General features: G+C 55.6%; 20 protein-coding genes, 1 tRNA gene, 2 rRNA genes and 8 pseudogenes. 16 read left to right on the top strand and 15 right to left on the bottom strand.

The window, feature by feature from the left end; translation table 11 throughout:
* Positions 1-18: 18 nt before the first annotated feature.
* On the top strand, positions 19-888 hold the full coding sequence (locus ACE2AA_RS15710; RefSeq protein ID WP_395370412.1) for an aldo/keto reductase family oxidoreductase: 870 nt from the start codon (positions 19-21) through the stop codon (positions 886-888).
* A gap of 74 nt (positions 889-962) precedes the next feature.
* Here the strand turns inward: ACE2AA_RS15710 and ACE2AA_RS15705 are convergent, their stop codons facing one another.
* Positions 963-1,913: a GlxA family transcriptional regulator gene (locus ACE2AA_RS15705; protein ID WP_395370410.1), complete on the bottom strand. Its 951-nt coding sequence runs from the start codon at positions 1,911-1,913 to the stop codon at positions 963-965.
* Positions 1,914-2,093: 180 nt separating this feature from the next.
* Here ACE2AA_RS15705 and istA point away from each other — a divergent pair.
* The 8 genes and pseudogenes from istA to ACE2AA_RS15665 all read left to right on the top strand — a co-directional run bounded on the left by istA (position 2,094) and on the right by ACE2AA_RS15665 (position 8,310).
* Positions 2,094-3,618, top strand: a pseudogene (gene istA / locus ACE2AA_RS15700) (IS21 family transposase).
* Positions 3,608-4,386, top strand: a pseudogene (gene istB, locus ACE2AA_RS15695) (IS21-like element helper ATPase IstB). The pseudogenes istA and istB (ACE2AA_RS15695) overlap by 11 nt, the downstream one beginning before the upstream one ends.
* Positions 4,387-4,837: 451 nt before the next feature.
* Complete coding sequence (locus tag ACE2AA_RS15690) at positions 4,838-5,680, top strand: RNase A-like domain-containing protein (RefSeq protein ID WP_395370409.1); 843 nt, start codon at positions 4,838-4,840, stop codon at positions 5,678-5,680.
* Positions 5,655-6,038, top strand: a complete 384-nt coding sequence (locus ACE2AA_RS15685) for a hypothetical protein (protein WP_395370408.1) — start codon at positions 5,655-5,657, stop codon at positions 6,036-6,038. Before ACE2AA_RS15690 ends, ACE2AA_RS15685 begins: the two co-directional genes overlap by 26 nt.
* A 341-nt stretch (positions 6,039-6,379) precedes the next feature.
* Positions 6,380-6,841, top strand: coding sequence for an RNase A-like domain-containing protein (locus ACE2AA_RS15680; RefSeq protein WP_395370407.1), 462 nt, complete (start codon positions 6,380-6,382; stop codon positions 6,839-6,841).
* Complete coding sequence (locus ACE2AA_RS15675; RefSeq protein WP_395372236.1) at positions 6,816-7,199, top strand: hypothetical protein; 384 nt, start codon at positions 6,816-6,818, stop codon at positions 7,197-7,199. The genes ACE2AA_RS15680 and ACE2AA_RS15675 overlap by 26 nt, the downstream gene beginning before the upstream one ends.
* Positions 7,200-7,490: 291 nt before the next feature.
* Positions 7,491-7,958, top strand: a complete 468-nt coding sequence (locus tag ACE2AA_RS15670; protein ID WP_395370405.1) for an RNase A-like domain-containing protein — start codon at positions 7,491-7,493, stop codon at positions 7,956-7,958.
* Positions 7,927-8,310 (top strand): hypothetical protein, encoded by a 384-nt coding sequence (locus tag ACE2AA_RS15665; RefSeq protein ID WP_395370404.1) that lies wholly within the window; start codon positions 7,927-7,929, stop codon positions 8,308-8,310. Before ACE2AA_RS15670 ends, ACE2AA_RS15665 begins: the two co-directional genes overlap by 32 nt.
* A 227-nt stretch (positions 8,311-8,537) precedes the next feature.
* Here ACE2AA_RS15665 and ACE2AA_RS15660 read toward each other — a convergent pair whose 3' ends face one another.
* The gene (locus ACE2AA_RS15660) at positions 8,538-8,933 is read right to left on the bottom strand and encodes a nuclear transport factor 2 family protein (RefSeq protein WP_395370402.1); all 396 of its coding nucleotides are present in this window, start codon (positions 8,931-8,933) and stop codon (positions 8,538-8,540) included.
* A 93-nt stretch (positions 8,934-9,026) separates the two neighbouring features.
* Between ACE2AA_RS15660 and ACE2AA_RS15655 the strand changes: the two genes are divergently transcribed.
* Positions 9,027-9,839, top strand: coding sequence for a helix-turn-helix domain-containing protein (locus ACE2AA_RS15655; RefSeq protein WP_395370401.1), 813 nt, complete (start codon positions 9,027-9,029; stop codon positions 9,837-9,839).
* 177 nt (positions 9,840-10,016) lie between these two features.
* Here ACE2AA_RS15655 and ACE2AA_RS15650 read toward each other — a convergent pair whose 3' ends face one another.
* A complete protein-coding gene (locus ACE2AA_RS15650; RefSeq protein WP_395370399.1) occupies positions 10,017-10,982 on the bottom strand; it encodes a LysR substrate-binding domain-containing protein in 966 nt (321 codons plus the stop codon).
* A gap of 97 nt (positions 10,983-11,079) precedes the next feature.
* Here ACE2AA_RS15650 and ACE2AA_RS15645 point away from each other — a divergent pair, with 97 nt between their 5' ends.
* Positions 11,080-12,408, top strand: a complete 1,329-nt coding sequence (locus ACE2AA_RS15645) for a D-serine ammonia-lyase (RefSeq protein WP_395370398.1) — start codon at positions 11,080-11,082, stop codon at positions 12,406-12,408.
* Here ACE2AA_RS15645 and ACE2AA_RS15640 read toward each other — a convergent pair.
* The 4 genes and pseudogenes from ACE2AA_RS15640 to ACE2AA_RS15625 all read right to left on the bottom strand — a co-directional run.
* Positions 12,392-12,646 (bottom strand): annotated as a pseudogene (locus tag ACE2AA_RS15640) (transposase); the annotation flags it as partial. The gene ACE2AA_RS15645 and the pseudogene ACE2AA_RS15640 overlap by 17 nt on opposite strands.
* A 45-nt stretch (positions 12,647-12,691) precedes the next feature.
* Positions 12,692-12,856: pseudogene (locus ACE2AA_RS15635) on the bottom strand (IS3 family transposase); the annotation flags it as partial.
* Between the two features lie 253 nt (positions 12,857-13,109).
* Positions 13,110-13,427 carry a hypothetical protein gene (locus ACE2AA_RS15630; RefSeq protein ID WP_395370397.1) on the bottom strand — a complete coding sequence of 106 codons (318 nt, stop codon included), beginning with the start codon at positions 13,425-13,427 and terminating at the stop codon, positions 13,110-13,112.
* 2 nt (positions 13,428-13,429) lie between these two features.
* Positions 13,430-14,191 (bottom strand): helix-turn-helix transcriptional regulator, encoded by a 762-nt coding sequence (locus ACE2AA_RS15625; RefSeq protein ID WP_395370395.1) that lies wholly within the window; start codon positions 14,189-14,191, stop codon positions 13,430-13,432.
* Positions 14,192-14,385: 194 nt separating this feature from the next.
* On the opposite strand from ACE2AA_RS15625, the gene ACE2AA_RS15620 reads away from it, so the two are divergent.
* From ACE2AA_RS15620 to ACE2AA_RS15605, 4 genes are all read left to right on the top strand, one after another.
* Positions 14,386-14,694: a helix-turn-helix domain-containing protein gene (locus tag ACE2AA_RS15620; protein ID WP_395370394.1), complete on the top strand. Its 309-nt coding sequence runs from the start codon at positions 14,386-14,388 to the stop codon at positions 14,692-14,694.
* Positions 14,691-14,951 carry a ParB N-terminal domain-containing protein gene (locus ACE2AA_RS15615; RefSeq protein ID WP_395370392.1) on the top strand — a complete coding sequence of 87 codons (261 nt, stop codon included), beginning with the start codon at positions 14,691-14,693 and terminating at the stop codon, positions 14,949-14,951. Before ACE2AA_RS15620 ends, ACE2AA_RS15615 begins: the two co-directional genes overlap by 4 nt.
* A 35-nt stretch (positions 14,952-14,986) precedes the next feature.
* Positions 14,987-15,744, top strand: a protein-coding gene (locus ACE2AA_RS15610; protein WP_395369507.1) for an IS5 family transposase whose coding sequence is annotated in 2 segments (ribosomal slippage) — positions 14,987-15,305 and positions 15,305-15,744 — 759 coding nt in all. Because the reading frame shifts where the segments join, the coding sequence is not laid out codon by codon here.
* Between the two features lie 62 nt (positions 15,745-15,806).
* Entirely contained in the window at positions 15,807-17,057 is a 1,251-nt protein-coding gene (locus ACE2AA_RS15605; protein ID WP_012812328.1) for an IS701-like element IS1452 family transposase, read from the top strand.
* A 344-nt stretch (positions 17,058-17,401) separates the two neighbouring features.
* On the opposite strand, the pseudogene istB (ACE2AA_RS15600) reads toward ACE2AA_RS15605, so the two are convergent.
* Together istB (ACE2AA_RS15600) and ACE2AA_RS15595 are read right to left on the bottom strand one after the other, a co-directional pair.
* Positions 17,402-18,183, bottom strand: a pseudogene (gene istB, locus ACE2AA_RS15600) (IS21-like element helper ATPase IstB).
* Positions 18,173-19,165: pseudogene (locus ACE2AA_RS15595) on the bottom strand (Mu transposase domain-containing protein). Before ACE2AA_RS15595 ends, istB (ACE2AA_RS15600) begins: the two co-directional pseudogenes overlap by 11 nt.
* Before the next feature lie 639 nt (positions 19,166-19,804).
* On the opposite strand from ACE2AA_RS15595, the pseudogene ACE2AA_RS15590 reads away from it, so the two are divergent.
* Positions 19,805-20,520, top strand: a pseudogene (locus ACE2AA_RS15590) (IS5 family transposase).
* 16 nt (positions 20,521-20,536) lie between these two features.
* On the opposite strand, the gene ACE2AA_RS15585 reads toward ACE2AA_RS15590, so the two are convergent.
* The 6 genes and pseudogenes from ACE2AA_RS15585 to ACE2AA_RS15560 form a co-directional block, all read right to left on the bottom strand.
* The gene (locus ACE2AA_RS15585) at positions 20,537-21,046 is read right to left on the bottom strand and encodes a DUF2285 domain-containing protein (RefSeq protein ID WP_395370390.1); all 510 of its coding nucleotides are present in this window, start codon (positions 21,044-21,046) and stop codon (positions 20,537-20,539) included.
* 25 nt (positions 21,047-21,071) lie between these two features.
* Positions 21,072-21,320 carry a transcriptional regulator domain-containing protein gene (locus tag ACE2AA_RS15580; protein ID WP_395372235.1) on the bottom strand — a complete coding sequence of 83 codons (249 nt, stop codon included), beginning with the start codon at positions 21,318-21,320 and terminating at the stop codon, positions 21,072-21,074.
* A 596-nt stretch (positions 21,321-21,916) separates the two neighbouring features.
* Positions 21,917-22,656 (bottom strand): annotated as a pseudogene (locus tag ACE2AA_RS15575) (hypothetical protein); the annotation flags it as partial.
* Positions 22,657-22,903: 247 nt separating this feature from the next.
* Positions 22,904-22,980, bottom strand: a tRNA-Met gene (locus ACE2AA_RS15570).
* 21 nt (positions 22,981-23,001) lie between these two features.
* Positions 23,002-23,117, bottom strand: a 5S ribosomal RNA gene (rrf, locus tag ACE2AA_RS15565).
* A gap of 111 nt (positions 23,118-23,228) precedes the next feature.
* A 23S ribosomal RNA gene (locus tag ACE2AA_RS15560) occupies positions 23,229-25,969 on the bottom strand.
* Positions 25,970-26,269: the final 300 nt, after the last annotated feature.

Genomic DNA, 26,269 nt, shown 5'->3' with positions numbered 1-26,269 from the left:
CTTGTCATGGAGATACCAATGAGCAGTCGCATCAATGCAGGAACCTTTTCACTCGGTGACCGCGTCGTGAACCGTATGGGATATGGGGCAATGCAGCTTGCGGGCCCCGGTGTATTCGGACCGCCACGGGACCACGACGCTGCTGTCGCCGTGCTTCGCGCCGCTATCGAAGCTGGCGTCAATCATATCGATACCAGCGACTTCTATGGCCCGCATGTCACGAACCAGATCATCCGCGAGGCGCTGCATCCTTATGATGATGACCTTGTGATCGTGACCAAGGTTGGTGCGGTGCGGGGCGAGGATGCATCATGGCTGCCAGCCCAGAGCAGGGAGGACCTGACCAGGACCGTGCATGACAACCTGCGCAACCTGGGGCTTGAGCGGCTTGATGTGGTCAACCTGCGGCTGATGGGTGATGTCCTTGCACCAAAAGAAGGTTCGCTGGCAGAGCCGTTTTCGGCACTGGCTGCGCTGCGTGAACAGGGCCTCATCCGCCATCTCGGCCTCAGCAATGCGACTGCCACGCAGGTGGCCGAAGCGCAGGCAATCGCGCCAGTCGTATGCGTGCAGAACCACTATAACCTCGTCCATGGAAAGGATGATGCACTGATCGACGCGCTGGCCGCACAGGGCATCGCCTATGTACCATTTTTCCCGTTGGGTGGGTTTAGCCCGATCCAGTCAAATGTCCTGTCCGAAATTGCAGCAGACATCGGAAAAAGCCCATTGCAGGTGGCGCTTGCGTGGTTGCTGGCCCGTTCACCCAACCTGCTCCTGATCCCGGGGACTTCGAACCCCCTTCATCTGTCAGAAAATCTTGCGGCAGCGACGCTGGAACTGTCGGTCGATGTTCGGGCGCGCCTTGACACTATCGCCCTCTCTTGATCCTGGAAGCCAGAACCATTTTTGTGCATGGTGCTGCAGGCTTTCCGCTTGCAGTACCCTTCGCCGAGAAGCGTTTAATATATGGTCTTTGCGTTTCGCCGGACCGCCTGAGGCGGCTGGTGGAATTCACGCAGGAAGGCACGCCGCATCCGCTCGGGATCATGGAAACCGGTCATGATGGCAATGGCTTCGATGGGGAGAGTCGATCCTTCTACACGCTCCCGTGCGGCCTCCAGACGCAATCGTTCCACTGCTCTGGCAGGACTCATTCCTATGGCTGCCCGGAAACTGCGTGAAAAATTTCGAGGACTCATGCCGACCTGACTGGCGAGAATGTCCACGGTCAGGCGCTGTTTCAGGTTGGAGCGGATCCACCCCAGAAGCTCGGTAAAACGTTCCTGAGGGCTCTCCATCTCAAGCAGTATCGAAAACTGAGACTGTCCTCCGGGGCGGTGATAGAAAATCACCATCTGCTGCGCCGTACGACGCCCGATGTCTGCACCAAAATCTTCGGTCACCAGCGCCAGAGCCATGTCGATGCCTGCGCTGATGCCAGCAGAGGTCCAGACCGGGCCGTCATGAACATGAATGGCCTCTGCCGAGACCCTGATTTCTGGAAACTGTGCTTTCAGGGTGCCGGCCTGTTGCCAGTGCGTCGTCACGCGGCGTCCATCGAGCAGCCCGGCTGCCGCCAGCAGGAAAGCTCCTGTACACACGCTGCATATCCGCCGTGCCGTGCCCGCCTGATATCGTATGAAAGCCTGCAACTCCGGGCAGGCCATGGCCTGTTTGTGACCTTTGCCCCCCACAACGACAAGCGTATCAAAAGACCCGGCTGCTGCGAGAGGGACGGTCTCGATCGCCATTCCGGAAGAAGAGCGGACCAGACCGCCATGGTGAGACAGGGGCGTCGTCTCATACGGTGCGCCCCCAAACTCACCGGCGATCTCGAAGGCTGCCGTCACTCCGGCTGCGTCAAGTAACTGGAAGTCAGGATAGAGGAGAAGACCGATCTGTCTGGGCATGTCCTGAAATGAGGGATCATTGTCCTTTCGTCAAACGCTCTTCCGGAAAACACTGACGGACGTCCGATTGTTGATTTTCACTGAGAACTGACCCGGGTAGGGCGGAAATTTTCATCGAGATTTGACCCATGCCTTCACACTCCCCGGCAGCATCTGTTGGGGGTTTGAGGAGTGATTGACATGGAGCTTCTGAGTGTGATCCGTCGGTGGCACTGCCGGGATCATCTTCCGATCCGCGAGATCGAACGCCGGACGGGACTGTCACGCAATACGATCCGGAAATATCTCCGGGCACAGAGTATTGAACCGCGGTTCCAGGTTCCCGAACGTCCCGGCCGACTGGACCCGTTTGCTGACAGGCTGAGGGGATGGCTGGTCCTGGAAGCCGCCCGTCCCCGCAAGAACCGGCGCACGGCGCGACGACTGCATGAAGACCTTGTGGCACTGGGTTATGATGGATCCTACGGACGGGTAGCCGCTTTCATCCGGCAGTGGAAACACGAACAGCACCAGGCACGCCAGACAACGGGTCGGGGTGTTTTCGTGCCCCTGTGCTTCCAGCCCGGGGAAGCCTTTCAGTTCGACTGGGGCGAGGACTGGGCGGTCATTGCCGGGCATCGCGTCAAGCTGCAGGTTGCCCACACAAAACTGTCCTTCAGCCGGGCCTTCATACTCAGGGCCTATCCCCTGCAGACCCACGAGATGCTTTTTGATGCGCTTACCGAGGTCTTCCGCGTACTCGGTGGCGTGCCGCGGCGGGGTATTTTTGACAACATGAAGACCGCCGTGGACCGGATTGGCTCTGGCAAGGCACGTCAGGTCAATCTGCGCTTCATGGCCCTGGCCAGCCATTATCTGTTCGAGGCGACCTTCTGCAATCCGGCAGCGGGATGGGAGAAAGGGCAGATCGAGAAGACCGTGCAGGATGCCCGGCGCCATATCTGGCAGGATCTGCCTGCCTTTCCTGATCTGGGGGCGCTGAATGCCTGGCTGGAAGCCCGCTGCCTGGACTGCTGGGAACGGCTGCAGCATATCGAACTGACCCGGAGCATCGCCGAGGTCCATGCAAGCCGAGCGTCCTCACCTCATGGTTCCGGGGCGTCCCTTTGACGGGTTTGTCGAACAGACCAGGCGCGTCTCACCAACCTGTCTGATCCGGTTCGAAGGCAACCGCTATAGCGTGCCGGCCTCCTTTGCCAATCGTCCGGTCAGCCTGCGGGTTTATCCCGACAGGCTGCGCGTTATCGCCGAAGGGCAGGTTCTGTGCGTGCATGACCGGATCATCACACGTTCGCATGGCGTGCCAGGCCGCACGGTGTATGACTGGCGGCATTATCTGGCGGTCATACAGCGCAAACCGGGCGCCCTGCGCAATGGCGCGCCGTTTGCCGAATTGCCAGCCGCCTTCCGGACCCTGCAGGATCAACTGCTCAGGCGACCTGGAGGCGACCGGGAAATGGCTGAAATCCTGGCCCTTGTGCTGCAGCATGATGAGCAGGCCGTGCTCTGCGCGGTTGAACCGGCTCCTGAAGATGGCGTGCCGACCAGGACCCATGTTCTCAATACGCTTCATCGCCTGACCGATGCCAGGAGAACCGCAGTTCCCCGGCTTGATGCCCCACAGGCCCTGGTGCTCGAACACGAACCGTGCGCCGATACAGGGCGCTATGACACCCTGCGTGGGGACAGCCGTCGTGCGCCATGATCCTGCCGCCGCTTCACTTGTCGTCATGCTCCGTGGATTGCGGATGTATGGCATGGCCCAGGCCGCGGCTGACCTCATCGAGCAGGGCGCACCCGCCTTCGAGGCGGCCATCCCCATCCTCTCGCAACTCCTGAAGGCCGAACTGGCCGAACGCGAAGTGCGCTCCATCGCCTGCCAGACAAAGACCGCCCGGTTCCCTGCCTACAGGGACCTGTCCGGGTTCTCCTTTGCCGATACGCAGGTCAACGAGCCCATGGTCCGCCAGCTCCATGGCGGGGACTTCATCGAGCGTGCTAAAAATGTCGTGCTGATCGGCGGTCCGGGAACCGGGAAAACCCACCTGGCGACCGCGCTGGCCATCCAGGCGATCACCCATCACAGGAAGAAGGCGCGCTTGTGGTCAACGGTCGACCTGGTCAATGCGCTCGAACAGGAAAAGACCGCCAGCCGGGCCGGGCAGATTGCCGACAGGCTGCTCCGCCTGGATCTCGTGATCCTTGATGAACCCGGTTATCTTCCCTTCAGCGCGTCTGGGGCGCCCTGCTGTTCCATCTGCCCAGCCGCCTCTACGGGCGCACCAGTGTCATCATCACAACCAATCTGAGCTTCAGTGAATGGGGAGACGTCTTTGGTGACCCGAAGATGACAACGGCGCTCCTCGATCGGCTGACCCATCACTGTCATATCCTCGAGACAGGAAATGACAGCTACAGGTTCCGCGCCAGCACCGCCGCGTCAAAAAACAGAAAGGACAGATCCTCTTCTTGACCGCCCGTCCGACTATGCCTGAAATAGCATCTGGCTGGGTCAATTCCTGATGAAAAACCCGGGTCAGTTCTCAGTGAAAATCAACATTTCTGCCAGACCTGACATTGCTGAAGGTCCGTATCAGCCTGTATTTTCTGGTCCCTGCATGCAGTTTTTTTCTGCTATACGGAATATGGTTCGAATTGTGGTGCTTACTGACCCGGACGCTTCTATAAATTCATGATCCCGAAAAACGGCTGCGATATCCGCCGCCGCACGGACCATCCATGCGAACGCAAGGCCCGCCTTCACCGGCGGGCTTTTTTGTGTCTGCACTGCAGGACATGTCATGCCGAATACCAACCAGCATCCTGCCCTGACATTTGTCATGGGCGAACATCAACTCGTCAATGTCGTCAGGCGATACCTGCCAGGCCACGAAAGTATCAACAGGGCCGAAGGTCTGGCCACAATGGGCATTGGCGCAGCAGAAATGGCCGGTGCCGCGGGCCTGCTGGCTGCCCCTGAGCCGCTACTTGGCAAGGTTGGCGGCATTGCGCTTGCGGCCCATGGCGCCGACATGATGGCCGCCGGACAGCAGGCGTGGAAAAATGGCACCGAACCGCACATCCTGACCGAACGCGCGGTCCACGCCGTGGCCCTGAAGGCCCATGCGCCCCCTGCTGTTGCCGATCTGGCCGGTCAGGCTGCCGATGCCGTGATTCCTGCTGGCATACTGCATGCGGCAGCGAATTTCGCGGCAACACGGGCCATTCGCGTTGCCATGGCGGATGCAAACCGGCTTGCCTTCAGGCAGGACGACATCACTACGGAGCACTTCCACCGGCCTGTCGTGCAACGCACCGGTCAGCCGGCGCGGACACCTGCCAACCAGAATCTCCTCTCACCGCATCGACAGAATCGGCTTGACCTCAACCATCATGAAGAGCCCCCGCATAACCGCAAGGCGGGCGGGCATGTGCTGCTAAAGCATGTTGACCCGACCGAGGCGTATATCGAGCGCCGGTTTACGAAAGAGAGGCATCCGGTCATTTCATTCTTCACCTCGAAGGAAGACGCCGAACGTGCTATTCACGCAGTGCTTCGGGATAATTCTTCCAAGGTTGCTACGTGGCTCAGGGATGCTGGAAATGGAAACAGAATTACTCTTGAAGGATCTTTCTTCGGGAGAGGGGCCGTCATTATCGAAAGTGCCAATCGGGAACACAAAGCTGCGCGGCGCATCGAAATTACAATTATCAAAAAAGAACACAATGGGATGATCTACTATGTCCACACTGTTAAACTTGACTAAATATAATATTCTCGACCTGTTTCCGCGTCTCACTAATCTGGGCTCCAGCTCGTTTGGCGAGGATCCTGATCTCTTTGGCGATACGCTGTTCGAGGTCATTGATGATGCACCGCGAGGTCATCGCCTGCCGTTCAAACAGCAGACAGTCAACGAATTAAGGACGTTACTGGCCTATGACGATATGGACCTCGATCGCGTCAGTTGGGCTGTGCTCAGTATAGACCCCACAGTTGACCCTGAAGAACCACCTAACTGGGGCAGCTTCCCAAGCCTGCGGGCATTCTGGTCTGCCGTCCTGCACGTTTTTGAAAATGACCCCGAGGTGCAGGCAGGAAAAGAGATTGACCGAAACCCGTAAGGGCGCAGCGTTCACACCATGAAAAACTGAGAGGTCTGTTTTCATGTACTGGCGTTGCAGAATCAGGCCATCCACTTCCCCCTTAACTGCCGGTCTGCCAAATGAACTTGAAGCAGACCGGCGGAAGTCGCCTGCATGCTGGACACAGGAAGCACCATGCCAAATTCCGAAAAGCGGACGTAAGTGTCTGTATCCGCCAATCTGAAAAAAACTGAAGAGCGCCGCCAGTGAGGGTCGTAGGTGAGAGCCGTGCAGCCCAGATACCGATACCGGCTCTATCTTGCTCCTAAATCCTTCCCCAACCCTGATTTCTCGCTGTCGAGCACTTCCACCGGCCTGTCGTGCAACGCACCGGTCAGCCGGCACGGACACCTGCCAACCAGAATCTCCTCTCACCGCATCGACAGAACCGGCTTGACCTCAACCATCATGAAGCGCCACCGCATAACCGCAAGGCGGGCGGGCATGTGCTGCTAAAGCATGTTGACCCGACCGAGGCGTATATCGAGCGCCGGTTTAGGAAGGAAAACCGTCCTGTCGTTTCATCCTTCACCTCGAAGGAAGAAGCTGAACGTGCTATTCACGCAGTGCTTCGGGATAATTCTTCCAAGGTTGACACGTGGCTCAGGGATGCCAGAGATGGAAGTTCAATTCACGTTGAAGGGCATCTTTCAGGCAGCGGGGCGATTGTCGTCGAAAAAGCTGATCGTGTAAGAAAATCTGCGCGATATCTTAGAGTTACAATTACTAAAAAAGAACATAACGGGATGTTTTATTATTTCCAGACTGTTAGACTTTACTGATTACGAAATCCGCCAAACATTTGATTGTCTGGCCGGTCTCGGCGCCAGTTCTTTAGGCGAAGATGCCGATATGTTTGGAGATACGCTGGAAGAAGCAATCCAGTGCGGACCGCGAACGCATGATCTTCCGTTCAAACTGCAAACAATCGCTGAATTAAGAACTTTACTGGCCTGCAACGATGCAGAAATTGACCATGTTACCTGGGCCCTGATCCGCATAGATCCAACAGTTGAACCGGAGGAACCACCCAACTGGGGCAGTTTTCCAAGCCTGCGGGCATTCTGGTCTGCCGTCCTGCACGTTTTTGAAAATGACCCCGAGGTGCAGGCAGGAAAAGAGATTGACCGAAACCCGTAGGGGCGCGGCGTTCACACCATGAAAAACTGAGAGGTCTGTTTTCATGTACTGGCGTTGCAGAAGCAGACCGGCGGAAGTCGCGTGCATGCTGGACACAGGAAGCACCATGCCAAATTCCGGAAAGCGGACGTAAATGTCTGTATCCGCCAATCTGAAAAAAGCTGAAGAGCGCCGCTAGTCAGGGTCGTAGGTGAGAGCCGTGCAGCCCAGATACCGATACCGGCTCTATCTTGCTCCTAAATCCTCCCCCAACCCCGATTTCTCGCTGTCGAGCACTTTCACCGGCCTGTCGTGCAACACACCGGTCAGCCGGCACGGACACCTGCCAACCAGAATCTCCTCTCACCGCATCGACAGAACCGGCTTGACCTCAACCATCATGAGGCGCCACCGCATAACCGCAAGGCGGGCGGCCATGTGCTGCTAAAGCATGTTGACCCGACCGAGGCGTATATCGAGCGCCGGTTTAGGAAGGAAAACCGTCCTATTGTTTCGTTCTTTACCTCGAAGGAAGAGGCTGAACGTGCTATTCACGCAGTGCTTCGGGATAATTCTTCCAAGGTTGATACGTGGCTCAGGGATGCTGGAAATGGAGACAGAATTATTCTTGATGGATCTTTCTCCGGAAGAGGGGCCGTCATTATCGAAAGTGCCAATCGGGAACACAAAGCCGCGCGGCACATCAAAGTTACAATTATCAAAAAAGAACACAATGGAATGATATATTATGTCCACACTGTTAAACTGTACCGATCGTGATATTCTCGACCTGTTTCCGCGTCTAGCCGATCTGGGCGCGAGCTCGTTTGGCGAAGATACAGATACTTTTGGCGATACGCTGTGCGAGGTCATTGATGATGCGCCGCGAGGTCATCGCCTGCCGTTCAAACAGCAGACAGTCAACGAATTAAGGACGTTACTGGCCTATGACGATATGGACCTCGATCGCGTCAGCTGGGCTGTACTCAGTATAGACCCCACAGTTGACCCTGAAGAACCACCCAACTGGGGCAGCTTCCCAAGCCTGCGGGCATTCTGGTCTGCCGTCCTGCACGTTTTTGAAAATGACCCCGCGGTGCAGGCGGGAAAAGACATTGACCCGAGTATGTAGAGGCAGGTCGTTCGCCAACACGAATACAGGGATGTCTGTTTTCATGTGTTGGCACTCCAGCAGCAGACCATCCGCTTCCCCCGAAGCCGCCAGTCTGGTTTACAGAGAATAAAGCAGACTGGCGGCATTCGCCTTCATTGCGGTCGTTCAGCAGTTCGTTTGCGTTTTCCGAAAGCAGACACTCCATATCTGAAATGAGAACATCTGCTCGAATTGAATGGGTTCTCTCATTGTAGTGCCCCAAGCACCTGGTCTTTCTCACTCCCTTTCAGGAGATGCGTCAGTTCATCTACAAGACAGATGCGCCCTTTTCGAAACTGATAAAAAGCAACGACCTTGATTAGACTTTGCTTGCCGGAGCGACGTGTTGCACGAGCCACGTGAACGGTGGCAGCTTTATCGTCTTCACATACGACATGCTGAATATCTATTTTCAACGCATGAAGAGTGTTGCGTAAAGCATATGTGTGGGTCAGGAAGTCACCCAACGTCATTTCACATCCATCGACAAATTGCCGATAGTCCGGAGTCATGAAATCCAGCAGCTTATCCGGAGTTGAACCAAAGTCCGTGAATGTGGTGAACATTTCCCTGATGATCTGCTCGTGGTGTGTGGAAGACATGGAATCCCCTTTAATCTTGTGAATTGAGTGGACCAGAAGATTGTAAAGGAGATACTTTTGGCATTCTGCCGACCGTAGGCCATAATGCGACTCATGCACGCCAAATCGTTTTACTTTTTATTAGAAGATCCTCCTCCGTCATGTGGTCTTCCCTGGCTATCTGGAAGTCCCGTAAGACAGACGAACCGCCGGACCACGGACCTGCATGTTCACGAAAGAGGGCAGATATTCGTAGTGGAAAGCGGTGTTATGGCCGTGATGACCCAAAGTTCTTACTGGCTGATCGGGCCGGGACAGCTCCTTTGGCTGCCTCCTGGCTTTGTTCATGAGGCACGCTCCCACGGTGCTATCACAGGCTGGAGTCTGTATATTACTGCTGAGAGGTATTATTCAGTTTCACACAAGCCTTTTCTGATAGACTGCACGCGGTTATTGATGGCTCAGGTTGAACGTCTGTCGCAAAATGCCAAAGAAGCAGTATGGCAGGACAGCCTTACAAGGCTGGCCGAAAGCTTCTGGGATGAATTCCTGTCCATTCCGCATCATTCTGTTTCACTGCCTTTTCCCGAAGATGCCCGGCTAAAACGGGTCGCAGAGGCCCTGAGTGCCACTCCCGCTGATCCGCGAGGACAGCAGGAGTGGGCGGATATGGCAGGAATGTCTTTGCGGTCATTCATTCGGCATTTTACCGCTGATACGGGCATGCAGTTTTCAGCCTGGCGGCAGCGCCTGCGTATTCTTAATGCGCAGGAGAGGCTGGCGCGACGTGAGCGTGTGACCGATGTCGCCGCCGCAGTCGGTTACGAAAGTCTGGGCGCTTTTGCAGCGGCTTTTAGAAAAAACACCGGATATAGCCCAAGTGCTTATGCACAACGCTGCCGCGCTGGAGCAACCGACCCAATGTAAACATGAAGCTGGCAATCTTCGTCGTTGATAGGCATTCAGTAACCGGACCACTACAGGCTCATGTCAGTCATTTGGTAACTAATTTCTGAAGACCTCTACGTGGGTATTTTTCTTCCACGGTGCGGGTAAGTTTTTGATTTTGTCTTACGCGTGCTGGTATCCCTGCCGGGCGGGCAATCATCTGTTTTTCAATGAACAGACTTTTGTTGGCAGGGATTTCAACATGTTGTCTCGCTGTCGCCGAAAATGGGCACATTCAGTTCTTAACCAATTCGTGAAAACATTTACTCTTCTGTCTGCAGCATCACGGCAGATCAGGACATAACGTGCTCTTGCAGGTATCGCTTTCCCAAATGGGAAAACAAGTCTTCCAGAAAGAATGTCGTCATACACCAGGGCCATTCTACCCATAGCCACACCCTGATTTTTCAGGGCAGATCCCAGCGCAAGACTGGACAGGTTAAACTGCGATCCGCCAATCGTGCATTTGTAATCGTCCATGTTTTCTTTTATCCAGTCATTCCATTCACAATATTCAGGGGCACCTGTCCACGGTTCGTTATCGTGTAGAAGGTGGACACTTCTTATCTCCAGTGGTTGTGCTTTTTCTGCAAATGATGGTGTCGATACAGGAATGATAAACTCATCAAGCAGGTCTTCCGCCACCACATCATTGTATTTTTTTGGATCGTAACGAATGGCGATATCAATACGGCCTCGCGCAAGTTCCTCACAATCCAGATCCTGAAACTCTGCAACAAGTCGAACCGGGACATGGGGATACTGTGCGTTAAAATCTGCCAGACGGGGCGTCAGCCAATGCAGGGCAAACGAAGGCGAGCAACTTATCTGCAGAGGAGCATCGGGTGTCTGTAGTTCTTCAAGAATAGCCTCAGTATCAGAGAACACACGTGTCATAACTTGGTGCAATGCCTCTCCTTTTGCTGTTAATGTTAGGGTGCGCGCGGAGCGTATGAACAATCTGAGGCCAAGATGCTGTTCAAGCAGCCTGATCTGTTGACTGACCGCCCCCTGGGTTACGCACAGATCGGCGGCTGCCCTCGTAAAGGAGAGCTTCGTTGCGACGACATGAAAGCTGCGAAGCGCTCCCAGAACTGATGTTGAGGGCAGAGGCATATCCATTAGCTCCACTAATGCATAAATTAGAATATATCGTTCCCACGTGATGCCACGACGCGCTATACGTCGTCCCAGAACCGCATCATTCAGGCCGTTTGAAATGACGAATAGCAAAGATTATAGCCATATTATAGATTGTTTGCGCACGAAAAGTCGTTGTCTCTGGCTGAATGAGCGGCTGTTTCCCAACTGCCGCCCTGATCAATCCATATTAGCTGGAATCGCTGGTGCAGGCGCGCGCTTCAAGCGGAGTGAACCGCTTCTGGCAGCGCTCTTCAACGAATTGGGTCCGACAGGTGGTCGGATTGAGTCTCCCCTGACCAATGCGGGGAAACTGGCCGCATGTTCGCCTGTAACCGCACCAGGTGCGTGGTTCATCAAGCGTGATGATCTGCTTCCAGTCGCGGGTTCGATCAAGGCACGGGGGGGATTTCACGAGGTTCTCGCCTATGCCGAAAAACTCGCACTTGACCATGGCATCATCAATCCCACCTCTGACAGGCGTTGTCTGGCAGAAGAGGCAGCCAGAGGACTCTTTTCCGCGCATAAGATCCTCGTAGGCAGCACTGGAAATCTGGGCCTTGCCATCGGCACCCTGTCGGCTGCCCTCGGGTTCAGATCGGAAGTCCATATGTCTGCCGATGCCAGGCAATGGAAGAAAGATCGCCTTCTGGCGCGGGGCGTGGCTGTCGTTGAACATCAGGGGGACTATTCCGCAGCGGTTGCGACGGCGCGTTCGCTCATGAAAGAGTCCGATTACTTTGTTGACGATGAAGCATCCGCCCTTTTATTTTACGGCTATGCAACCGCAGCGCTGGAACTGAAAATGCAATTGCATGCGGTCGGTCGCAAGGTGGACAGCCAGATGCCGTTGCTGGTTTATCTACCGTGCGGGGTAGGCGGTGCACCTGGAGGTATTACCGTCGGGCTGAAAGCAATTTTTGGCCCAGACGTACACTGCTTTTTTGCCGAACCGGTCGCATCACCTTGCATGCTGCTCCAGTTATGTTCTGGACAAACAGGGCCAGTTTCCGTTGCGGAAATCGGATTGGATAACAAAACGGAAGCCGACGGACTTGCCGTCGGACAGGCGTCGTTGTTTGTCGCGCATCGCATTCAGGAAATGCTGGCAGGCGTATTTACGGTTTCCGATGACGAATTATATGAAAATATGGCTCTTGTAGAGAAACATCTGGGATTTTTACCGGAGCCATCTGCAGCGGCCGGACTGCGCGGGCCAATGTGGCTTAATGAAACCGAAGCAGGGCGAGAATATCTGAGGAGACATCAGATCGTTCCAGATCACGCGACACATGTTATCTGGACAACAGGAGGTTCTCTTGTTCCGGAACTTCAGCGCATTCATTACAGGAATACGGCTGAGATGAAGATAAGGTCGTTACGCTCAGGACTCATAGCCAGAACATGACGGTTGCAGCGAGACAGATGGCCGAGAAGAATACGGTTGGGCATCTGTCTTGGCGTATTGCGACACACCGCCAGTCCTTACGCCTTCCAGGCATGATCTCGATGCGGTTGCGGCGTTTGTATTTCTGCCTGTCGTATTTGACAGGTTTTCCGCGGGATCTCCGTCGTGGAATGCAGGGCCTGATCTCCTTTTCTTCCAGTGCATCCCTGAACCAGTCAGCGTGATAAACCCTGGTCGCCCGACTGAATTGCCCCGGGTTTTGTGGAGACGTTTTTTATCTGAACTAAGCGGCTAAAGCATGTAATTTCTGCTGAGCATAAAAGCGAGCCTCAGCTTCTGCCGGGGGGATGTTTCCAATAGATGACAGAATGCGGCGATTATTGAACCAGTCCACCCATCTGAGTGTGGCCAGTTCAACAGATTCCCTGTTTTTCCATGGCCCCTGCTGAAAGGGGAGCGGGGGAATGGAAATGGATGTTGACCGGGATATGACGGGATATCCGGGGACTTAGTGAGATAGAAACGTTAGGAAAGCTGCGGGCTGAAACGGCGCATGGAGGTTATCCACAGCGCCGTTTTCTGTTTGGTGGGATGTCTGGGACTGTCAATCGAACCCAAACACATGGACGTAGGGTTTGGAACTGCAACCTGTTCACGGGACTATAATTTCTGAACGGTCTTATGACCCTCTTAAGCGTCCTTTAATGCCGCCGTGAATGACCGCCATAGGCGTGATGTCCATATCCTCTGCCTGAACGGTAGTTGCCGCCGCTCTGGCCTGATCCAGAGACAGAAGAATGGTGATTATCCACGACAACCTTGTCCGGCTTTTCGCAATAATAGCCATCAGGTTCCAACTCCATGGCAGTTTCGTCCAGACCGTCTAGATTGACGGTTTTTGTCCAGTGAGCACAGGAAGGCTTGGTGGCAGAAGTCTGTCCATATGAATGAGTTGCCGTTCCAATGGCAATCAAAAGAAATAGAGCAAAATTATAATATATATTTAGTAATACTCTCATAATCAGCAACTAACCTCGCCAATTCTCCAAACAACACGCCCGAGAATATGGCATGGACCATCACCATCTTCTGAAAGCTGACTTGCTTTTTTTGCGTCAATTTCCTCCGTTTCATAGCGGGGGTTGTCGCTCATTATTGCCAGATTGCCATTGATCCGCAGCGCAAGGCGCTTGACCAGAAGTTGGTCACCTAGCCGGATGCAATAAACGAACCCATTTCTGATAGGCTGCCTGCGAGTATCCACGATGATCGTATCGCCGTCGGCAATCAGCGGCATCATGCTATCGCCGTTAGCAGTGACTGAAATAAGGTCTTTTTTGATGGAAACCAATTCCTGGGGAAGAGACGCCTTTAATATATTATAGGAAATCGGGGCAATATTATTGTCATATATCATGCCGTATCCCGCAGAAAAACTTACATCATACTTTGGTATAGATATAAGATCATTTTCGGAAGCCTGAATACTGCCGGATTCTATAGACGCGTCATTATTTTTACCAGAAATATTCCCAGTGCCAGCGATCAGCCATTCCATACTGACGCCACAGGCTCTTGCGACCCGAATGGCTGTTGATGCCTTCATCTCCCGACCGGAGACGTAGTTGTTCAGGGAACTAAGAGGCACCCCAGCGTTACGGGCAACCTCAAGGTTTCCGCCGCCTTTGCGGATCGCCTCCTTCAGGCGTTCAACGCGGGATTCCATTTCCCAGTTCTCTTCTGAAACCGGGAAATCAGAAATTGGTTCCTGTTTGGGATTCATTTCTGGTTTCTTTTCAGGCTGCTAGCCACGTTATCAACAGAATATCCCCAGAAAAGAACCGGTAAATGGAACTTATCGCTTGCATATGATACCAGTAGTGGCATTTTACGTGTGTTCCTCCGTTGATAACAGACGCGGTTGGACGAAAAAGAGAGGCCGGGGGCAACCGGCCTCAAAGCTCAAGGAGTCCACTTATGGCACAAAAGCCATCGGGGATGCACGTAGAGGATATCAAGGCCGCGCTTCGCAAGAAGTATGGGTCACTCGCCGCGCTATCCCGTCATCTGGGTAAGAACCCCAACCTTGTCAGCACCACGATCAGCCAGCCGGGCCACTCCGTGCTGATGGAACGCGAGATCGCGGCCATTCTGGGTAAACGTCCCTATGAGGTATGGGGACCGGGTCGGTTTCATGCTGACGGTTCTCCTGTTCGCACTCGTGTTGACAGAACACCTACCTGTCCGCTGCCTGACGCGCACCGTCAAAACGGAGCGGCGGCATGAACACTGAAATGATCCTCATTGCCGATATCAATGCAGACGACCGCCTGCGTGAGATCGACCGCGAGTATGCAAAGTTCATTTCGGCATCCATGGCTGACCGTGGCCTGCGTCAGCCGATCGAGGTCAGGAAAGTAGGCAAGCGGTATGAACTGATTGCCGGTGGCCATCGTCTTGAAGCGGCAAAAATCCTGAATTGGGTGGACATTCCCGCTGTTGTCCTAGGTTGTGTCTGCATTCACGGATTCCCTTTGGGTTGAAGTTCTGATTCAAGGCTGTCGAGGGAGGACGAGCCTTGAGCAGACGAACACTGACAGACGAGCAATGGAACCGGATCGAAGGCCATCTTCCCGGCCGGATCGGAACGCCTGGGCGGAGTGGAGTCGACAACCGGTTGTTCGTGGATGCGATCTTGTGGATGGCCAGCAATGCGGCGCGCTGGCGTGACCTGCCAGAGGTGTTCGGTAAATGGACCGCTGTCCATGCTCGTTTTCGACGCTGGTCACACTCTGGTGTCTGGGAAAGGCTTTTCCATGCCCTGGCCGACACTCCGGACTTCGAATACGTCCTGATCGACAGCACCATTTCGAAAGTCCATGCCGATGCGGCCGGCGCAAAAGGGGGGCTGAAACTGCCGCCATCGGTCGTTCACGTGGTGGGTTGACGACCAAACTGCATGCAGTCGTCGATGCGATCGGCCTACCGCTCCGGATTCATCCGACACCGGGGCAATGGGGCGACCGGCCACAGGCCGAGGCGCTCCTGTCCGGCTTGCAGGGTGTGGGCCATGTCATTGCCGATGCCGCTTACGACGCTGACCCACTACGCATTTTCATAGCTGATGACCTCGGGGCAATCGCACAAATCAAAGCCAACCCCAGCCGCGCCATCATGCCTCCGATCAACTGGAGCCTCTACAAGGAACGCCATCAGATCGAATGCTTCTTCAACAAACTCAAACGTTTCCGCAGGATTGCCTTGCGATGCGAGAAAACTCTCCCTGCATTCATGGGGTTCGTCCACCTCGCATGCGCCATGATCTGGCTACGTTGAATGCAGACAGAACCTAGCACTACAGTTGCATTTTGTGTTGAGTTCTGAATCTATGGGTAACCATGATTCAGGATATGATGAGTGGCGGTACGTCTGTTGAAGAGACGCTGGAATTATGGGCGCGCTCGCTTCGGTCCGCCAAGGATCGGATGGCGCCGCTGTTCACGCAAAAACGTGTCGTAGATTCGGCCTGTGCTTTTCTTGATGTTTTGATTGGCAATGAACCACGCAAGACGGGATGGATGCGAGCGGAAGCCGCAGGAGATCCTGGTCCATGGCGGCAGCAGGCGCTTCTGGGACGCGGGCACTGGGATGCCGATGCCCTTCGTGACGTCGTCAGGGATTATGTGATTGAGCATCTGGGCACTGAAGAGGGCGTGCTGGTCATTGATGAGACCGGTTTTCTGAAGAAGGGTCAGGCGTCCTGCGGTGTGGGGCGGCAGTATACGGGATCTGCCGGCAAGATCACGAACTGCCAGATTGGTGTGTTTGGCGCTTATGTTTCGGAACGGGGGCATGCCTTTATTGACCGCGCCCTGTATCTCCCGAAAGACTGGACATCAAAGCCTGAGCGTCTGAAGCGGGCCCACGTTCCCGATGACGTGGTGTTTGCAACCAAACCGGCGTTAGCCTCGATGATGATTGAGCGAAGTATTGAGGCCGGTGTGCCGTTCCGCTGGGTTGCAGCAGACAGCGTGTATGGCGTGGGCGACGTAGAACGCACGCTTCGCCGGGCAGGAATTGGATATGTGCTTGGGGTCAAGGGCAATCACTGGTTCGGATCATGGGCAACGGAACCGCTGATTGCCGGAGAGGCGAAAGATATTGCAGCAGGACTGCCAGACCAGGCCTGGCGTCGTCTGTCAGCGGGGCACGGCACAAAAGGTGAGCGACTTTATGACTGGGCGTATCTTCCGCTTGCTGATCTGGATGCTGAAGAATTTGACTGCCCTATAGCCGGACCATGGACACGTGGCCTGTTGATCCGCCGAAACATCGCTGACGGGGACCTTGCCTATTTTACGACCTGGAGCCCGAAAGGGACAACCACGCAGGAACTGGTGAACGTTGAAGGGACGCGCTGGAGGATCGAAGAAGGGTTCGAGACGGCCAAAAACGAATTTGGTCTTGATCATAACGAGACCCGCTCCTGGCATGGTTGGCATCGGCATGTCTCTCTGGTCATGCTGGCCTATGCCGTCATGGCCAGTGTCCGTTACCAGGCAAACTCACTGAAACCGAAAAAAACACAACTCAGAACACGACAGTCCTTGTCCGCTGGTCCATTCAGGAGATCAGGCGCCTCGTCGTAAAACTTGCACAACGCAGACTACCCGTCTCTCACATCCTCAGATGGTCCGTCTTTCGACGAACGCATCAGGCCAGTGCTATCCGCGCTCACTCACGACACAAAATGCAACTGTAGTGCTAGATGTTTGGTCCCGGGATTTGATGGTGCATTATTTTCACCCGAGTGGAAGGAAGCACTATGGGCCAGGTTCACCACGGAAGCACCACGACGACAGCGACAGTCCGTCGAGCGATACAACATAGTCAAGAGAGCCTGAGGGTGTTGATTTTCACTGAGAACTGACCCGGGTTTTTCATCAGGAATTGACCCAGCCAGATGCTATTTCAGGCATAGTCGGACGGGCGGTCAAGAAGAGGATCTGTCCTTTCTGTTTTTTGACGCGGCGGTGCTGGCGCGGAACCTGTAGCTGTCATTTCCTGTCTCGAGGATATGACAGTGATGGGTCAGCCGATCGAGGAGCGCCGTTGTCATCTTCGGGTCACCAAAGACGTCTCCCCATTCACTGAAGCTCAGATTGGTTGTGATGATGACACTGGTGCGCTCGTAGAGGCGGCTGAGCAGATGGAACAGCAGGGCGCCCCCAGACGCGCTGAAGGGAAGATAACCGAGTTCATCAAGGATCACGAGATCCAGGCGGAGCAGCCTGTCGGCAATCTGTCCGGCCCGGCTGGCGGTCTTTTCCTGTTCGAGCGCATTGACCAGGTCGACCGTTGACCAGAAGCGCGCCTTCTTCCTGTGATGGGTGATCGCCTGGATGGCCAGCGCGGTCGCCAGGTGGGTTTTCCCGGTTCCCGGGCCACCGATCAGCACGACATTTTCGGCACGCTCGATGAAATCCCCGCCATGGAGCTGGGGCGAACCATGGGCTCGTTGACCTGCGTATCGGCAAAGGAGAACCCGGACAGGTCCCTGTAGGCGGGGAACCGGGCGGTCTTTGTCTGGCAGGCGATGGAGCGCACTTCGCGTTCGGCCAGTTCGGCCTTCAGGAGTTGCGAGAGGATGGGGATGGCCGCCTCGAAGGCGGGTGCGCCCTGCTCGATGAGGTCAGCCGCAGCCTGGGACATGCCATACATCCGCAATCCACGGAGCATGACGACAAGTGAAGCGGCGGCAGGATCATGACGCATGGCGGCTGTCCCTTCGCAGAATGTCATACCGCCCTGTATCGGCGCACGGTTCATGTTCGAGCACCAGGGCCTGTGGGGCATCAAGCCGGGGAACCACGGTTCTCCTGGCATCGGTCAGGCGATGAAGCGTATTGAGAACATGGGTCCTGGTCGGCACGCCATCTTCAGGAGCCGGTTCAACCGCGCAGAGCACGGCCTGCTCATCATGCTGCAGCACAAGGGCCAGGATTTCAGCCATTTCCCGGTCGCCTCCAGGTCGCCTGAGCAGTTGATCCTGCAGGGTCCGGAAGGCGGCTGGCAATTCGGCAAACGGCGCGCCATTGCGCAGGGCGCCCGGTTTGCGCTGTATGACCGCCAGATAATGCCGCCAGTCATACACCGTGCGGCCTGGCACGCCATGCGAACGTGTGATGATCCGGTCATGCACGCACAGAACCTGCCCTTCGGCGATAACGCGCAGCCTGTCGGGATAAACCCGCAGGCTGACCGGACGATTGGCAAAGGAGGCCGGCACGCTATAGCGGTTGCCTTCGAACCGGATCAGACAGGTTGGTGAGACGCGCCTGGTCTGTTCGACAAACCCGTCAAAGGGACGCCCCGGAACCATGAGGTGAGGACGCTCGGCTTGCATGGACCTCGGCGATGCTCCGGGTCAGTTCGATATGCTGCAGCCGTTCCCAGCAGTCCAGGCAGCTCCATAGGATCCATCATGGCCCAGTGCCACAAGATCCTCATGCAGTCGCCGCGCCGTGCGCCGGTTCCTGCGTGATCGGGCGGCTTCCAGGACCAGCCATCCCCTCAGCCTGTCAGCAAACGGGTCCAGTCGGCCGGGACGTTCGGGGACCTGGAACCGCGGTTCAATACTTTGTGCCCGGAGATATTTCCGGATCGTATTGCGTGACAGTCCCGTCCGGCATTCGATCTCGCAGATCGGAAGATGATCCCGGCAGTGCCACCGACGGATCACACTCAGAAGCTCCATGTCAATCACTCCTCAAACCCCCAGCAGATGCTGCCGGGGAGTGTGAAGGCATGGGTCAAATCTCGATGAAAATTTCCGCCCTACCCGGGTCAGTTCTCAGTGAAAATCAACATTATGGTGCGAAACCGCCATCTGATCCCCGCTCGAACGGGACCGGAACAGACGGCCCCTACACGGGGATGATTAAAAGAGGGCCATTTTGGCTCGATTCAACAACTATCACGCACCGTGCGGTCATCGCGTGGAAACGGCGGTGATTGGCGGGATTGGCGAATTGGCAGAATGGTTGCTTCGAGTAAGCACTGCTTTAAACCATCATCGCAATCCGATAGCAGATTCCGCCATTGATCTCTCGTCGATCATCCGCCGACCCGCATCTTTTGATCATATTTAATTATGACTTGTTCATGATAATCGAACTCAGAACAAGACTGCAACCACTTGGCAATTTAGGAGCATTAACGACATGACCTATTGAAGACACCCCCATTCCAGATCCTACGGCGTGTCGTCAGTTAAGCCCTGAGTGTGGCAGGTGAGGGTTGTACTTTGTGTCTGCGTGTGCTGACTGTTTTCCCGTTTTTTGGGGGAGACAGACAGATGCGGCGCTATGGTTTACGCGATGACCAGTAGGAGCGGATAAAGGATTTTCTTCCCGGTTGAGAAGGCTATGTCGGCGGCACTGCGGCGGACAACCGTCTGTTCTTGGAGGCGGTGCTGTATCGCTATCACGCGGGTATTCCATGGCGCGACCTTCCTGCCCGTTTCGGGGACTGGAAAAACGTGCACCGGCGTCTGCGCCGCTGGTGTGAAAGCGGCGTCATCGAACGGGTATTTCGTTATCTGGCCGCTGATCATGACAACGAATACATGATGATCGACAGCACAATTGTCCGGGCGCATCAGCATAGTGCCGGAGCTCTCAGAAAAGGGGCACGGATCAGGCCATCGGACGATCACGAGGCGGGCTGACTACAAAGATCCATGCCATCTGCGACGCTCTGGGCAATCCGGTGGAACTCGGCATCACACCGGGACAGGATGCCGATATCACCCAGGCGGAACCACTTCTGGAAAACATCGACCCGGATGCTTTCCTTGCTGACAGGGCGTATGACGCGGACAGGTTGATCGATCGGCTGATACAGCGCGGGATTACCCCGGTCATCCCGCCAGAACGCAACAGAACGACACGACGGAAAACCGATTTTTCTCTCTACCGCGAACGGAACCTTGTTGAGAGGTTCTTCAATAAACTCAAGCAGTTTCGCGCTATCGCAACCCGCTACGATAAACTGAAATCGACCTTCCTCGCAGCCGTGCAGTTCGCCTCAATCATCATCCTGCTTAACTGACGACACGCCGTAAAGCTCAACACTCCTGCAAACTGATCGGATAGCACAACAGATCACGGTAGCCTCCTCGAACATAATACCGGCCATCGGCGACAAGGCGGCGAACCTGGTTCTTGCGAGGATCGTTTTCCCAATCAGCCTTTCTTCCGCGAAACCCGAGCAAGACCTCGGCGAGCCTGCGATAGCTCGCGCCATTTGCTCGACCATCAACCGCGCGCAATCTCAGGATATGTCGGCCCCTTGTCTGCTGCGGGAAATCATGCACCCATCTGCCCTCAGGTCGGCCGGCCAGCGCGCGCCATAAACGCAGTACTGCCTCCGCGCGAAGTTCTAGCAGTTTATCCAACGGCAGGATCACGACATAGGTGGCGCATCCATCCGGTGGATGTATCGGAAGCCAGAATTGATGTGACGACGCGCCTGACCGCCAGAAACCATGCCACCCCTCTTCGTTATCCAGCTGCGCGATGACGCCGGATAGTTCCGCGAGGTTGATGGGCATGGCGCCCGGATCATTCGTGTCCATGAACGCCGCACGCAGTTCGATAACGTCAGGCGAGAGTTCCGGTATCCAGAAGACAGGGGTGCAGCCGGCAGGCTACGCCGGATCGACAGGGAAATCGCAAACCCCATCGTTCGGAAAAGGCTTTGCTGCCCGCTGACTTCGGAGCCGAGAGCGTTTTCATTCTCAGGAACGCGCGACGGTATTCGTCGTCACGTCGAAGATATTCCCAGGCCATGCCGGCAGCAGCAATGTCTTGTGCATGTTCATAAGCGGCCGGCGACTGCCAATCTGACATCAGCATCGCGTTACCCTTCCTCTTGCGCCTGTTTCGGGCAGCAGGAAAGTCAGGATGCGGAATGGGAAGGTTTTGTGCAGACTGTGTTTGGAGATATGTCGATCTCGTAACGCGATCGCACGACGTTTTGTCGTTCTTCCTCTCCTGACAGAATATTCCGCGAGGCGGGCATTTGCCCGGCGAGCGTCGCCTATTTTTCATCTTCCTGCCACCGATCCGCGAAGTCGGGTCGGCGCAAATTTGTGCGGACAAACAGGCCAAGGAAGGGGGGCACCGCAAAACCGAATTGTCGGCCCTGCAGCGTTCACTCCCTATGCTGCTATTTTCTTAGCCGCGTGCCAGGCCAGCCGCCGGGTCGCCGTTACCGCGTGTTCTACGTCGAGTTCCATCCCCAGCCACTCACGGCCAAGATGCTGCGCCGCCACCAGCGACGAACCCGAACCTCAAAACGGGTCCAGCACCAAGCCACCAGCCGGGCAGAATGTATCCACCAGCGGAAGCAGCGCCGCGACGGGCTTTTGCGTCGGGTGCAGTTTGTTCCCGGAATACGGCATGTCGATCACATCGGGCACTGGCTGACCGGGCCGCTTCACATTCCCCTTCGCCAGCGGGAAACACACTTCATGGAAGACCAGATCCTCGCCATCGCCATTGAACAGCGCAGGCCCCTCCATCTGCCGGGCCATGTCTTCCAGCGTCCGGAACAGCCAGGTGAGCGTGAACATCGGCGCGAGTTCCCGCAGGGTTTCCGTATCGACTTTGGGGAATTCCGCCTTGCCGCGTCTTTTCCGCAGCGCCCTGTAAAGGTTTGCGGCCAGATCCTCACAGGCGCCCCGTGAACAGGCGAGCAGACCGCCAGCCAGAATGGTCTTTCCATCGGATGGCACAAGCCGCGTTGCAATCCGGTCCCACTGTCTGAGTGTCCGGGTGGCGGTGCCTTCATGCACGAGAACAGGCTCGCCACCCCGCAGCAGGTCACGCGCCATCAGGCTCTGGCCGGGTCTGATGTCCGAGACTTATACAGGCTCATGACCGAAGCCCTGAGCGCACGCATATAGGCGCTGTTGCGCGGCCCTTCCTTCCAGCCACGGCGCTTCAGATAGACGTCAACGATGTTCCGACCATCGTCCCGGTCCTGCCCGAGAAAATCCTCGAAGGCACAGCCCCACAGCGTCATGGCGACGTCGGGGCCGATCATCTCCGCCAGATCCTCGAACGTGATGTCGCCCGCTTCCAGCGCCGGACCGATGTGATCGCCGAGCACTTCCGCGAAACGGTCCTGCCAGTCATCCTGACCGAGATATCTGATCAGTCCCGTGAGTTCGTCTGCGGCCATGAGGCTTTCCTGCTACTCCAGTTATGGACAGCAGAGGGGAGACTGTCCTGACTCGACAAGGCAGGATCATACCCTGAAACAGGCGACGGGATGCCCCTTCCCACCTTCACGCATTTGTGACATTCGACAAAAATACGCCAGATTACCTTTCCGTCTGTTTCCTATGTGTTTCCTGCATTGTGATTTAGTCACAAAAAAAGCCACCCTTGAGGGTGGCTTTTTTTGTGTCTTTTCAGACGTTTATTGTTGGTTGCGGGGATAGGATTTGAACCTATGACCTTCAGGTTATGAGCCTGACGAGCTACCGGGCTGCTCCACCCCGCGGTGGTGAGGGGTGACTGGAAGACCTGGCGGCGACCGACTTTCCCGTGCCTTAAGGCACAGTATCATGGGCGCTGGGGTGTTTCACGGCCGAGTTCGGGATGGGATCGGGTGGATCATTCCCCGCCATGGCCACCAGGTCATCCAGTCATCCCTGGTTAGGGGCTGAGAGGATGTGATGGGTTGGTGCTTTTTGTAAGTATTGAAGAGTGGATGACTGCTGTGCATGTGTGTTGCCACTGTTGTGGCGATGGAATGAGCCTGTTGGGCGATTAGGACCAGTTAGCTGCACGCATTACTGCGCTTCCACACCTGGCCTATTGACGTGATGGTCTATCACGGCCCTCGGGGAGACCTTGTTTTGAGGTGGGTTTCCCGCTTAGATGCTTTCAGCGGTTATCCCGTCCACACTTAGCTACCCGGCTGTGCCGCTGGCGCGACAACCGGTGCACCAGAGGTATGTTCATCCCGGTCCTCTCGTACTAGGGACAAATCCTCTCAAGTCTCCAACACCCACGGCAGATAGGGACCGAACTGTCTCACGACGTTCTAAACCCAGCTCACGTACCACTTTAATCGGCGAACAGCCGAACCCTTGGGACCTGCTCCAGCCCCAGGATGTGATGAGCCGACATCGAGGTGCCAAACCTCCCCGTCGATGTGGACTCTTGGGGGAGATCAGCCTGTTATCCCTAGAGTACCTTTTATCCGTTGAGCGATGGCCCTTCCACGCGGGACCACCGGATCACTATGGCCGACTTTCGTCTCTGATCGAGCTGTCACTCTCACAGTCAGGCGGGCTTATGCCATTGCACTCGACAGCCGGTTTCCGACCGGCCTGAGCCCACCATCGCGCGCCTCCGTTACACTTTGGGAGGCGACCGCCCCAGTCAAACTGCCCACCATGCAGGGTCCCGGACCTGGCTAACAGGCCTCGGTTAGACATCAGAAACAGTCAGGGTGGTATTTCAAGGATGGCTCCACCGGAACTGGCGCCCCGGTTTCAAAGCCTCCCACCTATCCTACACAGAATGTCTCTGATGCCACTGCAAAGCTGCAGTAAAGGTTCATAGGGTCTTTCCGTCTGACCGCGGGTACCCCGCATCTTCACGGGGAATTCAATTTCGCTGAGCCGATGCTGGAGACAGCGGGGAAGTCGTTACGCCATTCGTGCAGGTCGGAACTTACCCGACAAGGAATTTCGCTACCTTAGGACCGTTATAGTTACGGCCGCCGTTTACCGGGGCTTCAATTCGGTGCTTGCACACCTCCTCTTAACCTTCCGGCACCGGGCAGGCGTCAGGCCGTATACGTCGTCTCTCGACTTCGCACAGCCCTGTGTTTTTACTAAACAGTCGCTACCCCCTGGTCTGTGCCACCCGCCAATGGTTGCCCACTGACGGGTCTTGCTTATCCCGAAGTTACGCAAGTAATTTGCCTAGTTCCTTCAGCATCGTTCTCTCAAGCGCCTTGGTATTCTCTACCAGTCCACCTGTGTCGGTTTCGGGTACGGTCTATATGCCAGAGCTATTTCCTGGAATACTCCAAAAGCCGGATCAATCCGATAAGACCCGACAACATATTGTATTCGTCACTTCTGGCAGGCCCGGGAATATTTGCCCGGTTTCCATCGACTACGGCTTTCGCCCTCGCCTTAGGGGCCGGCTCACCCTGCGCGGATTAACCTTGCGCAGGAACCCTTGGACTTTCGGCGACAGTGTTTCTCGCACTGTTTGTCGCTACTCATGTCAGCATTCGCACTTCCGATATCTCCAGAGAGGGTCACCCCGTCTCCTTCACAGACCTACGGAACGCTCCGCTACCGCGCATACATAGTATGCACCCACAGCTTCGGCACGTGGCTTGAGCCCCGTTACATTTTCGGCGCAGGGTTTCTATTAGACCAGTGAGCTATTACGCTTTCTTTAAAGGATGGCTGCTTCTAAGCCAACCTCCTGGTTGTTTTGGAATCCCCACATCCTTTCCCACTTAGCCACGATTTGGGGGCCTTAGCTGGTGGTCTGGGCTGTTTCCCTCTCGACAATGGACCTTAGCACCCACTGTCTGTCTGCCTGGCTCATACTTCCGGGTATTCGGAGTTTGGTTAGGTTTGGTAAGGCTTTGGGCCCCCCTAGCCCATCCAGTGCTCTACCCCCCGGGGTAATACCAGACGGTCTACCTCAATAGATTTCGCGGAGAACCAGCTATTTCCGAGTTTGATTGGCCTTTCACCCCTAGCCACAGCTCATCCCCGACTTTTTCAACAGGCGTGGGTTCGGCCCTCCAGTGCGTGTTACCGCACCTTCAGCCTGGCCATGGCTAGATCACTCGGTTTCGGGTCTTCTGCCAGCAACTCGTCGCCCTATTCAGACTCGCTTTCGCTGCGCCTACACCTATCGGCTTAAGCTTGCTGCAAACAGAAACTCGCTGACCCATTATACAAAAGGTACGCCGTCACCCCATAAGAGGCTCCGACTGCTTGTAGGCATTCGGTTTCAGGTCTCTTTCACTCCCCTCGTCGGGGTGCTTTTCACCTTTCCCTCACGGTACTTGTTCACTATCGGTCACCAGGGAGTATTTAGGCTTGGAGGGTGGTCCCCCCATGTTCAGACAGGATTTCACGTGTCCCGCCCTACTCAAGGATCATTCCTGACACTACGCATACGGGGCTATCACCCGCTATGGCCGGACTTTCCATTCCGTTCTGCTTCTTCAAAAATGACCACTGGCCTGTTCCGCGTTCGCTCGCCACTACTAGCAGAATCTCAATTGATGTCTTTTCCTCCGGGTACTTAGATGTTTCAGTTCCCCGGGTTCGCCTCATGCCCCTATGTATTCAGGACATGATACCCATCGCTGGGTGGGTTGCCCCATTCAGATACCCACGGATCAAAGCCTGCTCGCGGCTCCCCATGGCTTTTCGCAGCGTGCCACGTCTTTCATCGCCTCCTGGTGCCAAGGCATCCACCGAATGCCCTTATCGCGCTCATTGCCCACACATGCACAGGAGCCATCCACCCAAACCACCAGTCAGATAACCGGCAGATCAAGCAGCAGCACCCGCACAGAGAAAGTGCAGTGCATCGCACAATTCAACACTTAACTCGCTCATGAACGCATACGCCTCCGTCACCTAGCATGTGATACCCCGACTGCTCGGACCATCACACGGGTCAGACCAACCCGTGACAAAGGCACGTCCACAAACGCACCAACCTATTCACATTATCAAAGAGCAAACTTACCAGACCGCAACACCCCGTGCACCGCCAACGCGGTTCCACAAGGTATC

It is taken from the genome of Komagataeibacter diospyri (assembly GCF_043995075.1).
GTDB lineage: Bacteria > Pseudomonadota > Alphaproteobacteria > Acetobacterales > Acetobacteraceae > Komagataeibacter > Komagataeibacter diospyri.
Note: the sequence above shows the minus strand (reverse complement) of the source record. Positions and strands in the feature narration are given on the sequence as shown.